Source organism: Halomonas sp. AOP13-D3-9 (genome assembly GCF_052379125.1).
Classification (GTDB): domain Bacteria; phylum Pseudomonadota; class Gammaproteobacteria; order Pseudomonadales; family Halomonadaceae; genus Vreelandella.
Window position 1 is genome coordinate 55065 of sequence record NZ_JBQSYH010000004.1, and the last position, 13984, is coordinate 69048.

14 protein-coding genes are annotated in these 13984 nt (G+C 54.1%); 9 read left to right on the forward strand and 5 right to left on the reverse strand.

All coding sequences use genetic code 11. The features are described from left to right. The first annotated feature begins 13 nt into the window (after positions 1-13). On the forward strand, positions 14-706 hold the full coding sequence (locus tag ACT3UM_RS05430; protein WP_498896808.1) for a LuxR C-terminal-related transcriptional regulator: 693 nt from the start codon (positions 14-16) through the stop codon (positions 704-706). Between the two features lie 356 nt (positions 707-1062). Here the strand turns inward: ACT3UM_RS05430 and ACT3UM_RS05435 are convergent, their stop codons facing one another. The 5 genes from ACT3UM_RS05435 to ACT3UM_RS05455 all read right to left on the reverse strand — a co-directional run bounded on the left by ACT3UM_RS05435 (position 1063) and on the right by ACT3UM_RS05455 (position 5874). Beyond that, on the reverse strand, positions 1063-1425 hold the full coding sequence (locus tag ACT3UM_RS05435; protein ID WP_498896810.1) for a hypothetical protein: 363 nt from the start codon (positions 1423-1425) through the stop codon (positions 1063-1065). 76 nt (positions 1426-1501) lie between these two features. After that, entirely contained in the window at positions 1502-2782 is a 1281-nt protein-coding gene (gene hemL / locus ACT3UM_RS05440) for a glutamate-1-semialdehyde 2,1-aminomutase (protein ID WP_498896812.1), read from the reverse strand. A 36-nt stretch (positions 2783-2818) separates the two neighbouring features. Then, entirely contained in the window at positions 2819-3628 is an 810-nt protein-coding gene (gene thiD / locus ACT3UM_RS05445; RefSeq protein ID WP_035582397.1) for a bifunctional hydroxymethylpyrimidine kinase/phosphomethylpyrimidine kinase, read from the reverse strand. Continuing rightward, positions 3628-4059 carry a protoporphyrinogen oxidase HemJ gene (gene hemJ / locus ACT3UM_RS05450; RefSeq protein WP_022521043.1) on the reverse strand — a complete coding sequence of 144 codons (432 nt, stop codon included), beginning with the start codon at positions 4057-4059 and terminating at the stop codon, positions 3628-3630. The genes thiD and hemJ overlap by 1 nt, the downstream gene beginning before the upstream one ends. Before the next feature lie 15 nt (positions 4060-4074). Continuing rightward, positions 4075-5874 carry a chloride channel protein gene (locus ACT3UM_RS05455; protein WP_498896815.1) on the reverse strand — a complete coding sequence of 600 codons (1800 nt, stop codon included), beginning with the start codon at positions 5872-5874 and terminating at the stop codon, positions 4075-4077. A 156-nt stretch (positions 5875-6030) separates the two neighbouring features. Between ACT3UM_RS05455 and argC the strand changes: the two genes are divergently transcribed. From argC to ACT3UM_RS05495, 8 genes are all read left to right on the forward strand, one after another. Beyond that, the gene (gene argC / locus ACT3UM_RS05460; RefSeq protein WP_498896817.1) at positions 6031-7065 is read left to right on the forward strand and encodes an N-acetyl-gamma-glutamyl-phosphate reductase; all 1035 of its coding nucleotides are present in this window, start codon (positions 6031-6033) and stop codon (positions 7063-7065) included. Positions 7066-7168: 103 nt separating this feature from the next. After that, positions 7169-7522, forward strand: a complete 354-nt coding sequence (erpA, locus tag ACT3UM_RS05465) for an iron-sulfur cluster insertion protein ErpA (protein WP_144810096.1) — start codon at positions 7169-7171, stop codon at positions 7520-7522. Between the two features lie 147 nt (positions 7523-7669). After that, positions 7670-8446 (forward strand): transporter substrate-binding domain-containing protein, encoded by a 777-nt coding sequence (locus ACT3UM_RS05470; protein ID WP_498896820.1) that lies wholly within the window; start codon positions 7670-7672, stop codon positions 8444-8446. A gap of 117 nt (positions 8447-8563) precedes the next feature. Continuing rightward, entirely contained in the window at positions 8564-9235 is a 672-nt protein-coding gene (locus tag ACT3UM_RS05475) for an amino acid ABC transporter permease (protein ID WP_498896822.1), read from the forward strand. A gap of 22 nt (positions 9236-9257) precedes the next feature. Then, positions 9258-10016 (forward strand): amino acid ABC transporter ATP-binding protein, encoded by a 759-nt coding sequence (locus ACT3UM_RS05480; protein ID WP_498897217.1) that lies wholly within the window; start codon positions 9258-9260, stop codon positions 10014-10016. A 615-nt stretch (positions 10017-10631) separates the two neighbouring features. After that, entirely contained in the window at positions 10632-12536 is a 1905-nt protein-coding gene (mnmG, locus tag ACT3UM_RS05485; RefSeq protein WP_498896824.1) for a tRNA uridine-5-carboxymethylaminomethyl(34) synthesis enzyme MnmG, read from the forward strand. After that, entirely contained in the window at positions 12533-13216 is a 684-nt protein-coding gene (gene rsmG, locus ACT3UM_RS05490; protein WP_498896826.1) for a 16S rRNA (guanine(527)-N(7))-methyltransferase RsmG, read from the forward strand. Before mnmG ends, rsmG begins: the two co-directional genes overlap by 4 nt. Then, positions 13213-13980 carry a ParA family protein gene (locus ACT3UM_RS05495; RefSeq protein ID WP_498896828.1) on the forward strand — a complete coding sequence of 256 codons (768 nt, stop codon included), beginning with the start codon at positions 13213-13215 and terminating at the stop codon, positions 13978-13980. The genes rsmG and ACT3UM_RS05495 overlap by 4 nt, the downstream gene beginning before the upstream one ends. Positions 13981-13984 lie beyond the last annotated feature (4 nt).

The window sequence follows — 13984 nt, forward strand, 5'->3', positions numbered from 1 at the left end:
CAAAGGCCATACAATGTCGCAGGAAAAGTCTACCGGAACGGTGTATGTCGTCACCGAAAAAAGCCCTCAAGTCCAGCTTTTCGCTGAGTACTTGAACAAACACACCGGCTGCCAAATTGGTATCCACTCCCCCCACGCAGCACTACCTATTTCCGCACCGGGCAATATGTTAATTCTTATCGATAGCGACCATATCAGCATCGATGCTCTGCCCGAGTGGCAGGATAAGTTGCCCGAAGCGCTCACAAAAATACCCTTAGCCGCCTTCAATATTCACGATATGGATCATGCACTTGAAGCGCTCTCGTGTGCTCAGCTAAAAGGAGTGTTTTATCGTAGTGAAAGTCTTGAGGTCATCTGTAAAGGCATTCACGCGCTACTTAAAGGAGAGCTGTGGATGTCGCGAGATTTAATGGCGCGTTTGATACTGTGCTATCGCAAATACCAAAGTAATGCTTTTCGCCCGGCCTGCGGACTCACTAACCGGGAAATGGAAATTATTTCACTGCTTAGCACTGGCTCTTCCAATCAACAAATTGCCGACAAACTGTTTGTTAGCGAACACACCGTTAAGTCGCATCTTTACAACATTTTTCGCAAAATTAACGTTCACAACCGCATTCAGGCGCTCAACTGGATTCATCAAAACCTGGGGCCGATTCTGCCCAATATTGAAACCGCACAGAGTCTGCAGCGCCACCGGTAATTATTAAGCTTGCGAGTGATGGCCAATGAACGAACCCCACCAAAGCGTTCCTGGCACGCGCTCCGATGATATTGGAAGAAACTCAGTTACCGCTAGGTCTTTGCCGTCAAAGTCATAAGCGGGGATGACAACTGCCTCGCTCGACTTAGACATAAAAATCTAGGCGGATGAGGGTAACAAATATGTATCCAGATTGTGATAGATGAGGATCCAAGGGGCTCCAAAGGATCATAATCTGGACACTTTCATTATGCGCGTCGTATCGTCTTAGAGATTATATAATGGATCAATACTGAGAGTGAATTCCATACTGGACGACGGCGAAAGCTTTTTTATTGCTTTAGCATGATGCAAAATTAACTAATCATCAGCGTCAATGTACCTCCCGCCCCTTGAGTCGACGAACGCGACCGGTTACTGCCTTTCTGAATATCAACTTCCAGACGTTCATCATCACTCAACAGTTTTACCGTGCCTTCCAGCTCTGTGCCAGTAAAAGTGTACTCAGCAGGTACTGTCCCGCTCTCTTCAACGTGCTCGGTGGTTTCGCCTTCATGGGTAATCCGCCAGTGGGCGGAAAACTCCGCGCCTGGCGAACCGCTCATGGTGATATGAATCTGGGTCATGTCTTGCTCCTGAGGCGACTGTGCAGCCAGCGGGAAGCAGGTTAGCAGCCCCGCTGCGCAGATCACGTATCGCCAAGCCGTTGGTCGTGTCATGAGTGTAGCTCTCTAACATAAGAGCCGCTCAAGGTGAGCGGCTCTTGCAGTATAGCGGGCTTTTTGTTACTTGCCGTTACATAACGGCAAAGGCTTTTTCTGCAGCGTCCAGGGTGAACTGAATATCTTCCGGAGTGTGGGCGCTGGACATAAAACCTGCCTCGTAGGCAGAAGGCGCCAAGTAAACGCCATGATCAAGCATCGCGCCAAAAAAGCGCCGGAAGGCATCCGGGTTACAGGCGGTGGCTTGAGCAAAGTTATCCACACGGCTTTGCGAGGTGAAGAAGACACCAAACATGCCGCCCGCCGACTGCGTCATCATCGGCACCCGTGCCGCATTGGCACGTTCCTGAAGGCCCGTGCAAAGCGTATTAACCCGCTGAGTGAGCGCATCGTGAAAGCCTGGTACCTGCAGCTTGGTCAGCAACGCCACACCCGCCGCCATGGCCAGCGGATTACCCGACAATGTGCCCGCTTGATAAACCGGCCCCAGGGGCGAAATATTTTGCATTATCTCGCGCTTGCCGCCGAAGGCGCCCACTGGCATGCCACCGCCGACAATTTTTCCCAGGCAGGTTAGATCAGGCACTATACCGTAGTGAGCTTGAGCACCGCCCAATGCCACTCGAAAACCGGTCATCACTTCGTCAAAAATCAGCACGCTACCGTGCTCGTTACATACCCGGCGCAGGGTTTCCAAAAAACCAGGCTGAGGGGGAATACAGTTCATATTGCCCGCCACCGGCTCAACGATGATGCAGGCAATTTGGTCGCCAATCTCACTAAAACACGCCTCTACCCCTTCAGGGTCGTTAAACGACAGGGTAATGGTGTGTTCAGCCAGCGAGGCGGGTACACCCGGTGAGCTGGGCTCGCCGTGGGTGAGGGCGCCAGACCCCGCTTTTACCAGCAATGAATCGGAGTGGCCGTGGTAGTTGCCTTCAAATTTAACGATCTTATCCCGGCCGGTGGTACCCCGTGCCAGGCGTATAGCCGACATGGTGGCTTCGGTGCCAGAACTGGTCATGCGTACCATATCCATGGAGGGGATCATCTCACAGATCAAATCCGCCATGGTGGTTTCGACAGCGGTAGGGGTACCAAAAGACAGACCGTTATCTAATCGCGCCCGTACGGCTGCCAGTACGTCCTGATCAGCATGCCCAGTGATCATGGGGCCCCAGGAACCGACATAATCCACGTAACGATTGCCTTCCACGTCAAACAGAAAGGCACCCTGGGCGCGCTCCATAAAGACCGGCGGACGGTGTAACCCTTTAAACGCTCGGACAGGTGAGTTCACCCCGCCCGGTATATGGCGACTGGCAAGATCAAACAGTTCAGCTGATGTAGTCATGGCATCCTCTCGGTCAATGGCATACAGAAGATAGGATTAAAAACGGACAGCCCGTGATAAACGATGCGGCAAACACTGCCCACTGGGCGGTTGAAAGCCGTGAGACAAACTTTGCCAAGTAAAGTGCTGCGCCTGCTCACAAGCAGTTGGTAAGCGCTCACCAACTGCAAGACGTGCAGTAAGCGCCGATGCCAGCGTGCAGCCAGAACCATGAAAGCGTTCGGGCAAACGTGGCCACTGCCACTGGCGAGTGGTATCGGGCGAGTGCAGGGTGTGCACTACCTGCTGATCGTTACCGGGCAGCGGCTCATCTGTAGCGGTTACCAGGATTGCTTGGCACCCCTGTGACATCAGTACCACCGCGCGCGCGGTATCATCAAAAGGAGTAATGATATCGGGGGTAAGCTGGGCCAACTCAGCGCGATTGGGGGTTAAGATATCCACAAGCGGTAGCAAGCGATCAATAAACAATTGACGCAAAGCGGGTGTGGATAACTCAGTTCCGCCACCGGCCTTAAAGACCGGATCGGCCACCACGGGAATACCTGGAAAACGGCGAATGATTTGCTCCGCAGCGCGCAGAGTATCTTCGTCAGCGAGTAGACCAATCTTAATCGCCGCGATCTGCATCTCGCTAATTGCCTCGGCCATTTGGCGCATCGCGGTCGGCTCAGCAGGAATCACGCGGGTCACATTATGACAATTCTGTACCGTCAGCGCAGTGGGAATTGTTACCGCCCAACCACCACAGGCCGCAATGGCTTCACTGTCGGCAATTAACCCTGCGCCACCAGTCGGGTCATGCCCGGCGAGTACCAACACCACGGGAGGAAGCGGTTGGCGCATCAAAAGGGCTTCACAACGGCAAGCAGAATAATTGCCACCAGCGCAATCACCGGCGCTTCGTTAAACCAGCGGAAAAACACATGGCCTTTGGTACAGCGATCCTGGGCAAACTGCTTCAAATAGATCAAACAAACGTGATGATAGGCGATCAGCAACACCACTAGCGCCAGTTTGGCGTGCATCCAGCCCTGGCTAAACCATTCAGGCACCAGATAGAGCATCCAGCCGCCGAAAATCAGTACCGCAATCATCGATGGCGTCATGATGCCACGGTAGAGCTTACGTTCCATGGTTTTGAAATAGCTAATAGCCTGTTCATCGCCGTTATCCCGTGCGGTGGCGTGATACACATACAGCCGGGGTAAATAGAACAGCGCGGCGAACCAGGTCACTACGGCCATTAAGTGAATAGCCTTCACCCATAGATACATTGTCGCTCCTTAATGTTATGAATCCTTCTCGCGTGGGTCATTTTCTCGGGGATCAGTGTAGTGATAATAACGCTCAATGGCGCCACGGGTGATAATACCTGAAATGCGCCGCTGCTTTGGGCGATAACCGTGCACAACGTAGAGCGCTCCCAGGGAGCCATCCTGAAGTTTTAGAAACGCTTCAGAAAGCGTCGCCTGTAAACCAATCGGCGCCAGCTCCAAACGCTGCCCAGGGATTTCCAGTAGGTCAATCAGCTCATCCGCAGGCGGCTCTTCTCCCTGGAGCGCCTCATCGTGTTCAAGCAGCCAGCGCGCCAACTCAGCAGCTTTGAGCCCCAGCACCGGTTTTTGTTCGCTCGAGCGTTCAATCACCAGCCATACAGGGTTAGTGTCGAGTAGCTGCCGGGCCTTTTCAGGGGTGATCATTCGCTCGGTGCGCACCAGTTGGCGCTCCATCACCGCCGGCACCGAAACTCGTGAGAGTGCCTGCATTAACGGCTGCTGAAGCGGGTGCAACCCGTAACGCACCGTGCTGATAAAAAACCCTTCACAGCCGGTCAATTGACGCGAGGTTAAACACGCCACCACCACCGCCAACATCCCAGGCAGCATGATACTCGGCGTATGGGTTAACTCCAAAAGCGCCATCAGCGCAGCCAGGGGCGCTTGTAGCACCGCCCCCATCATCGCGGCCATGCCTAGCATCGCGTATATACCTGGGTCGGCGGCTTTAGCGGGCCAGAGCCAGCCACCCAGCAAACCAAACAGCGCCCCCGTGGCAGCCCCCACTACCAACACCGGGCCAATAATACCGATGGGAACGCCCCCGGCAACGGTTAACGCGGTAATCAGCAGTTTGGCAATCATCAGCGCCAGCAATACTTTAATTTCCAACTGATTATTGAGTGCTGCCGCCACGCTGTCATAGCCGATGCCTTGAATTTGGGGGAACCACCAGGCCATCGCGCCCGTTGCCACCCCCACTAATCCAAGTCGCAACCAAAGCGGCCACTGCATAATCCGCTGACTACGTGAAATATGGATAAACAGACCGGCGAGTAAACCAATCACCAGCCCCGTGATCACAATCCAGGGCAAGTTGACCAACGACCCCAGTGCCACTTCGGGTATACGAAAGGCGGGTTCATTGCCGTAGGCCAACTGCGCCACCAACGCACCCATGGTAGAAGCCAAGATGACGGGCATAAAGCTCATCAAGGTGTACTCCATCATCACTACTTCCATAGCGAAGATGACACCCGCAATGGGGGTATTAAAAGAGGCTGAGATAGCGGCTGCGGTACCGCACGCCACGAGAACTCTCAGGCTATTATTGGGTAACCGCATTTGTTGGCCGAGTCCGCTGGACGCCGCTGCTCCCAAGTGAATCGCCGGGCCTTCACGCCCCGCGGAGAGACCACCCAGCACCACGAAGACCCCAACCCACCACTGATTCAGCCAGTTACGTAACGGAAAACGGCCTTGATGGTAGGTCAGCCGCTCAATGACATGGCCAACACCCAGCTTGCGAGTTGCCGGTTTTTGCCGATACAGCAGAACACCCACTAACGTAACCGCCAGCATCGGTAGCAGCGCGCGCAGCCAAGGCGCCATGCTTTCAAACGCCTCGGGGTCGCCATTCGTCATATAGAGCGCGGCGCCCGCTTCCAAAAGCAGCCGAAACGCCACCATCACAGCGCCGGTAATAACGCCCGAGACAAGCCCCAGCACACACAGCTGCGGAAGGGCGTCGACGTTGGCCAACTGGCGACGAAAACTCTCTAAGGTAAAGTCCGATCGGGAAAAACGCGCCACAGCGACCTTCCTGGTTATTAGTTCTAGTGTTCTTATCTCTCCACTCCCTTGTGTATCATAGACCGCTAAGCTTCGACAGCGCGCAGCAATCCGCTTAGGCTGTAATAACTGAAGCTGATGTGAAAAACGTTCTGCGTAACCCGCAAGGAGTGATTTGTGATTAAGGTCGGCATTGTTGGCGGTACCGGTTACACCGGCGTTGAATTACTGCGGCTACTCGCCCAACACCCCCAGGTCAACGTCGCCATGATTACCTCGCGCTCGGAAACCGGCGTAAAGGTGTGCGATATGTACCCCAACCTACGCGGCCATTACGACACCCTGGCGTTTAGCGAGCCGGATGCCAAACAGCTGGGCGCCATGGATGCGGTGTTTTTTGCCACCCCTCACGGCGTTGCCCACGCTCTGGCGGGGGAACTACTCGAAAATGGCACTCGGGTGATTGATCTGTCGGCTGACTTCAGGCTGCGTGATGCCGACGAGTGGAGTCGCTGGTACGGCCAGGCCCACGGCGCCCCGGAACTGTTGCAAGAGGCGGTCTACGGGCTGCCGGAAATGCACCGGGAGAAAATCAAAACCGCACGCTTGATTGCGGTCCCCGGCTGCTACCCCACCAGCGTTCAGTTGGGCTACCTGCCGCTTTTGGAAGCAGGTTTGATCGACCCAGGCCAACTCATTGCTGACTGCAAATCCGGCGTAACCGGCGCAGGCCGTGGCGCTAAGGTGGGCTCGCTGCTCGCTGAAGCCAGCGAGTCCATGAAGGCCTACGGCGCCTCGGGCCACCGCCACCTGCCGGAAATCAGCCAAGGGCTTAGGGATATCCAGCAATCCACGGTGGGTTTAACCTTTGTGCCCCACTTAACGCCGATGATTCGCGGCATTCATTCCACCCTTTACGGCCAGCTAACCGCTGACCCCGGCGATCTGCAGGCACTGTTTGAGCAGCGCTACGCTCACGAGCCCTTTGTCGATGTGATGCCCGCGGGGAGCCATCCTGAAACGCGCAGTGTCAAAGGCATCAATACCTGCCGCTTGGCAGTGCACCGGCCTAACAATGGCAACACGGTGGTCGTGCTGTCGGTGATCGATAACCTGGTCAAAGGTGCTTCGGGTCAGGCGATTCAAAACCTCAACCTGATGTTTGGCTTTGAAGAAAATACTGGACTCACTGCCCCGGCCTTGATGCCTTAACGTTTCAGTAATTCCCAGCAATAGTTGACCAATTTGCTGGGAATTACCCATAATCACCCCCCAATGCCGATTTATTCGTTCTTAAAGCTCGCGGGAGGTACCCATGAGCGGTGCAGAAGCCTTTGTTCCTACTCCACTACTGCTCTCTGATAGCGCACGCAAACGTATTAATGCGCTGATTGCAGAAGAAAATAACCCATCCCTTAAACTGCGGGTCTACGTGACCGGTGGCGGCTGTTCAGGTTTTCAGTACGGTTTCGACTTTGCTGATAACGTCGCCGACGATGACACCGTGATTGAATTCGGCAACGCTGCCTTAGTGGTGGATCCGCTCTCTTACCAATATTTAGTAGGCTCCACCGTCGACTACGAAGAGGGCTTGGCGGGCGCGCGTTTTCGCGTGCAAAACCCCAATGCCACCACCACCTGCGGCTGCGGCGCCTCCTTTATGGTCTAAACAGCGTTGGCCCGCAGCGCTCCCCGTGACTTGACGCCCTGACGGTTTCTCGCCAAGGTTGATAGGTCAATAACGGCTTTAAGACTTTTTCAACTGCGTATATCGCTTTGAAACTCTCAAAAAGCCACATAAAGCACGGGGAAACTTATGAAAGTAGTACTACCACTCAGCCTTACCAAAACCACACTGGCTCTTGCACTGGGATTGGGCAGCGCCACTGCCGCCATGGCCCAGACGCCATCGGTGAACGTGGCCACTGACCCAAGCTTTGTGCCGTTTGAAATGATGGATCAAGAGACCGGCGAAATGGTCGGCTTTGATATGGATATCATCAACGAAGTTGCCGAACGTGCAGGTTTTGAAGTCAACCTCACCACCATGGAGTTCTCTGGCATTATTCCCGCTGTGCAAACCGGCAGCCAAGAGATCGCCATCGCCGGTACCACCATTACCGAAGAGCGTGCGGAAGTCGTCGATTTTTCTGACCCCTACTACGATTCAGGTCTGCGCATTATCGTTCGCGCCGATAATGACAACGTCGATACACTCGAAGACCTTCAAGACCTCGCCGTCGGCACCAAAATTGGTTCCACCAGCTACGACTACCTGCAACAAGAGCTTGGTGAAGATGCGGAAATCACCCCCTTCCCGGGCACTGCCGACATGTATATGGCGCTGTTAGGCCGCAACGTTGACGCTGTGCTTTACGACGCCCCTAACGTCGCCTACTTCTCGCAAACCCGCGGTGAAGGTCGTACCAAGGTTGTCGGCCCACTCTATGAAGGCCAACAGTACGGCATCGTCTTCCACAAGGGCAGTGAATGGGTAGAACCCACCAACGAAGCACTCGCCGCAATGAAAGAAGACGGCACTTACGATGAGATATACACCAAGTGGTTTGGTGAAGCACCCAGCGAAGAGTGAATGTAAACACTCAAAAATAACGTAACGCCGTTACAGGGTCGGGTGGCCACAGCCCCCGGCCCTGCTGCGTTTCTTACCTGCTTTTTGTCAGCTGTTTTCTGTTTCAGGAGTCTACGCGTGGACGTCAATTTTCAATTTGATTGGTCGGCGGCGTTTGGGTCTATCCCTTATCTGCTGCCGGGTATTCCCTGGACGCTACTTATTTCGTTTGGCGGCCTGGCTATCGGTTTCTTTATCGGCATATTCTTCGGCCTGCTACGCATTAGCCGTTTCCGCTGGCTACGCTGGCCGGCCATCGTTTACGTTGAGGTATTCCGCGGCACACCTATTCTGGTGCAAGTGCTATTTATTTTTTACGGCTTGCCGCAACTTTTAGGTAGCCCCATTAATGCCCTGGTCGCCGGGATTGCCGCCATTGCGGTCAACTCTGGCGCCTACATCTCAGAAATCGTCCGCGGCGGCGTCCAGTCGATTGAACGCGGCCAAGGTGAAGCTTCTCTCTCCCTAGGACTCTCCCGCACCCAGGCGTTTCGCTACGTTATCTGGCCCCAGGCGTTTCGGCGCATGATTCCACCTCTCGGCAACCAGGGCATTATCAGCATCAAAGACACCTCCCTATTCTCAGTGATTGGCGTCGGCGAACTGGTGCGCCAGGGGCAGATCTATATCGCCACCACCTTCACGGCCCTTGAGGTCTACTTTATGGTCGCGCTGATGTATTTGGCGATCACCTGGACCCTATCCATCATCCTGCGCCAACTTGAGATCAGAGGCTTGGCCGGACAATAAGGACACGCGCATGAGCGATACAATGAACAGCCCAACGCAACCAATTGTGCGTATGCAGCAGCTCAATAAACACTTTGGCAGCCTGCACGTGCTCAAAGATATTGAACTGACCATTGTGCCCGGTGAAGTGGTGGTGATTATCGGTGCCAGCGGCTCAGGAAAATCAACGCTTATTCGCTGCATTAATGGCTTGGAAGAGTTTCAGTCTGGCAGTCTGGTGGTCGACAACAACGAACTCCTGCCTCATGGCAAGAGCACCCAAGCGCTGCAAACTATCCGCACCGAAGTGGGCATGGTCTTTCAGCAGTTCAATCTTTTCCCCCATCTTAGCGTGATCGATAACATCACTCTGGCACCGATCAAAGTGCGTGGTTTAAGCCAAGGCGACGCGGTCAGCAATGCCAAGCGCCTGCTTGACCGGGTAGGTATCGCCGACCAGGCCGATAAGTACCCCAGCCAGCTCTCAGGCGGCCAGCAGCAGCGTGTGGCGCTCGCTCGTGCCTTGGCCATGGAACCCCGGCTGATGCTATTTGACGAGCCCACATCGGCGCTTGACCCGGAAATGATCGGTGAAGTGCTCGATGCCATGCGTGAACTGGCCAAAGAGGGTATGACCATGGTGATTGTGACCCATGAAATGGGCTTCGCCCGCGAGGTTGCCGACCGGGTTATTTTTATCCACAAAGGTGAGATTACTGAGCAGGGACACCCAGAAAAACTGTTCGATTCACCGCAACACGAGCGTACCCAATCCTTTCTGGCGCGGGTGCTTAAACATTAATCTAACCACCCAATACTTCCGCGGAGACCTCTGCTTGGCTCCAATATAGCTCACCTACTCAAGCTAAATTACGCTTTTTTACTGGCCTGTCACCATGACAGGCCATTTTTTTGCCTGTGGATAAACTTTTTTTATTTTGGTCAGCGTTACCTCTGTAAGGTCTGTCATGTGCGCCTCTTAGCGTTAGCTCCACACCACATTGGGGTTGTTCACAGGTGCGGTAACAACCCAGGTACTGGCCGGTGGATAAACAGTGGTCAATCATATCTGTGGATAAAGCGCTATTTCATCCACAGGCTTAACACCCTTTCTGCCCAGGCACTCCCGCCTTAAAACATGTAGAAGTCAACAATTTAAGTTACTGAAAATAATAACGATAAGTCGCTTATGCACAGAAATTGTCCACACTAGTAGTTACAACATTTACAGAACTTCTCTTATTTTATATTTATGTTGTTATTAATAGAGGTTGCTTGGTGAATTGGGATGTGGAAAAACCTGACGGTTACCCACAGGGGGTTTATACTTGCCGCCTCATTGATCTAAGGTGGCTGCGTCTAAACCGACTGCACTGGCCACATCATCCGTGCCGATGGGCACAAGACGAGGTGTCTCTTGAATTACCCCGACCGCTTTGACGTGATTGTCATCGGCGGTGGCCATGCGGGAACCGAAGCCGCATTGGCCTCTGCTCGCATGGGCTGTCAGACCCTGCTGCTCACCCACAACATCGAAACCCTGGGCCAAATGTCGTGTAATCCTGCGATTGGCGGCATTGGCAAAAGCCATTTGGTCAAGGAAATTGATGCATTGGGCGGCGCTATGGGGCTTGCCACGGATTTAGGTGGCATCCAGTTTCGCGTGCTCAATGCCAGCAAAGGGCCCGCCGTTCGGGCAACCCGTGCCCAGGCTGACCGTATCCGCTACAAATCAGCTATCCGCGGAATGCTGGAAAACCAGCCCAACTTGACGATTTTTCAGCAGGCCGCTGGTGATCTGATTGTGGATAACGACACCGTCCGCGGAGTCGTCACGGAAACCGGTATCCGTTTTCATGCCGACAGCGTCGTGCTGTGTACCGGAACGTTTTTGGGTGGCGTGATTCACATTGGTTTGGATCAAAGCAAGGGCGGCCGCGCCGGAGATCCGCCTTCCAATGCGCTGGCCGAACGGCTACGCGCACTGCCATTTCGCGTTGATCGTCTGAAAACCGGTACACCACCGCGGATTGATGCCAAGACAGTGGATTTTTCTCAGCTGGAAGAGCAACCCGGTGACAGCCCTACCCCGGTGATGTCTTACTTGGGATCACGGGGAATGCACCCGCAGCAGGTGAGCTGTCATATTGCTCACACCAATCAGCAGACCCACGATTTGATTCTGGCGAACCTCGATCGCTCACCGATGTACTCTGGCGTAATCGAAGGTATTGGGCCGCGTTACTGCCCATCGATCGAAGACAAGGTGCATCGCTTCGCTGATAAATCCAGCCATCAGGTGTTTATCGAACCGGAAGGTTTGGATACCCATGAGCTGTATCCCAATGGCATATCGACCTCGCTGCCGTTTGACGTGCAGATTCAGGTGGTGCGTTCCATCAAAGGCCTGGAAAACGCCCATATCACCCGGCCTGGCTACGCCATTGAGTATGATTTTTTTGATCCACGGGACTTAAAACACTCGTTGGAAACCAAATTTATCCACAACCTGTTTTTTGCCGGTCAAATTAACGGCACTACCGGCTACGAAGAAGCCGGTGCTCAAGGTTTACTAGCAGGCTTGAATGCCGCTCGCCGTGCCCAGGAGTTGGACGCCTGGTATCCCCGCCGCGACGAAGCCTATCTTGGTGTACTGGTCGACGACCTGATTACCATGGGTACCAAAGAGCCTTACCGCATGTTTACTTCCCGTGCGGAGTACCGCTTGCTGCTACGGGAAGACAACGCCGATTTGCGCTTGACCGAAACCGGCCGTGAGCTGGGTCTGGTTAACGACACCCGCTGGGCCGCGTTTAGTCAAAAACGCGAAGCCATTGAGCAAGAAACCGCAAGGCTGAGCACACTTTGGATTCAGCCGGGCAGCCCGGCGGCTAAACAAGTAGCCGAAAAAACCGGTGCTCCGCTGTCGCGAGAATATTGCCTGAGTGATCTACTTAAACGGCCCGAGCTGAACTATAGCGATTTAGCTAATCTGCCCGGTATCGAGGGCACTCTGGTTACCGATCCCGCGGTGGCTGAGCAGGTGCAAATTCAGGCCAAGTATCAAGGCTATATTGACCGCCAACAGCATGAGATCGACAAGCTCAAACGCCATGAAGCCACGCCACTGCCAGCAGAGTTGGACTATTTAAAAGTGGAAGGCTTGTCTAACGAAATTCGCCAGAAGTTGGCGGAAGCACGACCGGAAACGTTAGCTCATGCGGCACGTATTTCTGGGGTCACCCCAGCGGCTGTGTCTATTTTGCTGGTGCATTTGAAAAAGCGCCGCTTGGTGGCAGCGGCAGAGGTCGTTAACGGATGAGTTCGCTGAACCCATTGTTGAAGACTCTCCCTGCCAGCGTTGCCCCGCGTCTCGATCAAGGGTTGAGTCAGTTGTCCATCAGCGTTGATGACCGCCAGCGCGAACAACTGCTAGGCTTATTAGCACTATTGCACAAGTGGAACCGGGCTTATAACCTCACAGCGGTGCGTGATGTGGAAACTATGGTGTCGCGCCACGTTCTGGATAGCGCTGCGGTAATGCCTTATGTACAAGGGCCGCGGCTGCTGGATGTGGGCGCAGGCCCAGGGCTGCCGGGTATAGTGCTGGCCATTTTAGCGCCCGAGCTTGATGTGACGCTGTTGGATAGTAATGGCAAAAAAGTCCGTTTTCAGCGCCAAGCGGTGATGGAGCTTGGCCTGAAAAACGTAAACCCCGTCCAGGCGCGGGTGGAACAGTTTGAGGCCGCCGCTTTCGATCAGGTGATTTCTAGAGCATTTGCTAGCTTGGTGGATTTCGTCACGTTAACTCACCAGCTACCCACCGTCGATGGCCAGTGGCTAGCCATGAAAGGCCCGGGAGCAGACGATGAATTGCGCGACCTCCCTCCCGGTATTCGTCTACACCAACGTCACCTGCTGGAAGTACCTTTTGAAACGGCCCAGCGACAGCTATTGATTCTGAACGTTGATTCTCACCCCAGGAAGGAGTTGAGTAAGTGAGCCAGATCATTGCCCTGACCAACCAAAAAGGCGGCGTGGGCAAGACCACCTCAGCCGTAAACCTGGCGGCCAGTCTCGCAACGCTCGATCGTCGCGTACTGTTGGTGGATCTTGACCCCCAAGGCCATGCCAGCATGGGAAGCGGCATTGATAAATATGAGCTTAATAAAAGCGTGCTCGATGTCCTGCTAGGTGAAGCAACCGCAGCTGAAACCATCGTTAAAAAGCTAGCGGTAAAATATGATGTACTGCCCGGCAACGGAGATCTTACCGCCGCAGAGGTCGAACTTTTAGATCGTGATAAAAGCGAGAGCTGCCTGACTACCGCGCTTGCGTCGGTCTCCAGTGAGTATGATGTGGTGCTGATCGACTGCCCACCCTCATTGAACATGCTGACCGTGAATGCATTAACCGCTTCTGACAGCGTGCTAATCCCGCTTCAATGCGAGTTTTATGCGCTAGAGGGGTTATCGGCACTGCTCGATACGGTTGAGCAGATTAAGCAAAATGTGAATCCTGATCTGGCGATTGCCGGTATTCTGCGCACCATGTACGACAAGCGCACCAGCCTAACCCGGGAAGTGGATAAGCAGTTGCGTGACTATTTTGGCGACATGCTGTTGAAAACGACCATTCCGCGTAACGTAAAAGTTGCCGAAGCGCCAAGCCATGGGTTGCCCGTTACGCAATATGCCCGGTTCTCCCGGGGTAGCCAGGCTTATCGCGTGCTGGCAAAAGAGATGATTCGTCGTCTTTCACTGTAACCAC

What these genes read in the sequence shown, in the direction of transcription:
- ACT3UM_RS05430 (WP_498896808.1), top strand. Translation starts at nt 14, where the DNA reads ATGTCGCAGGAAAAGTCTACCGGAACGGTGTATGTCGTCACCGAAAAA.
- ACT3UM_RS05435 (WP_498896810.1), bottom strand. Translation starts at nt 1,425, where the DNA reads ATGACACGACCAACGGCTTGGCGATACGTGATCTGCGCAGCGGGGCTG.
- hemL (WP_498896812.1), bottom strand. Translation starts at nt 2,782, where the DNA reads ATGACTACATCAGCTGAACTGTTTGATCTTGCCAGTCGCCATATACCG.
- thiD (WP_035582397.1), bottom strand. Translation starts at nt 3,628, where the DNA reads ATGCGCCAACCGCTTCCTCCCGTGGTGTTGGTACTCGCCGGGCATGAC.
- hemJ (WP_022521043.1), bottom strand. Translation starts at nt 4,059, where the DNA reads ATGTATCTATGGGTGAAGGCTATTCACTTAATGGCCGTAGTGACCTGG.
- erpA (WP_144810096.1), top strand. Translation starts at nt 7,169, where the DNA reads ATGAGCGGTGCAGAAGCCTTTGTTCCTACTCCACTACTGCTCTCTGAT.
- ACT3UM_RS05470 (WP_498896820.1), top strand. Translation starts at nt 7,670, where the DNA reads ATGAAAGTAGTACTACCACTCAGCCTTACCAAAACCACACTGGCTCTT.
- ACT3UM_RS05480 (WP_498897217.1), top strand. Translation starts at nt 9,258, where the DNA reads ATGAACAGCCCAACGCAACCAATTGTGCGTATGCAGCAGCTCAATAAA.
- rsmG (WP_498896826.1), top strand. Translation starts at nt 12,533, where the DNA reads ATGAGTTCGCTGAACCCATTGTTGAAGACTCTCCCTGCCAGCGTTGCC.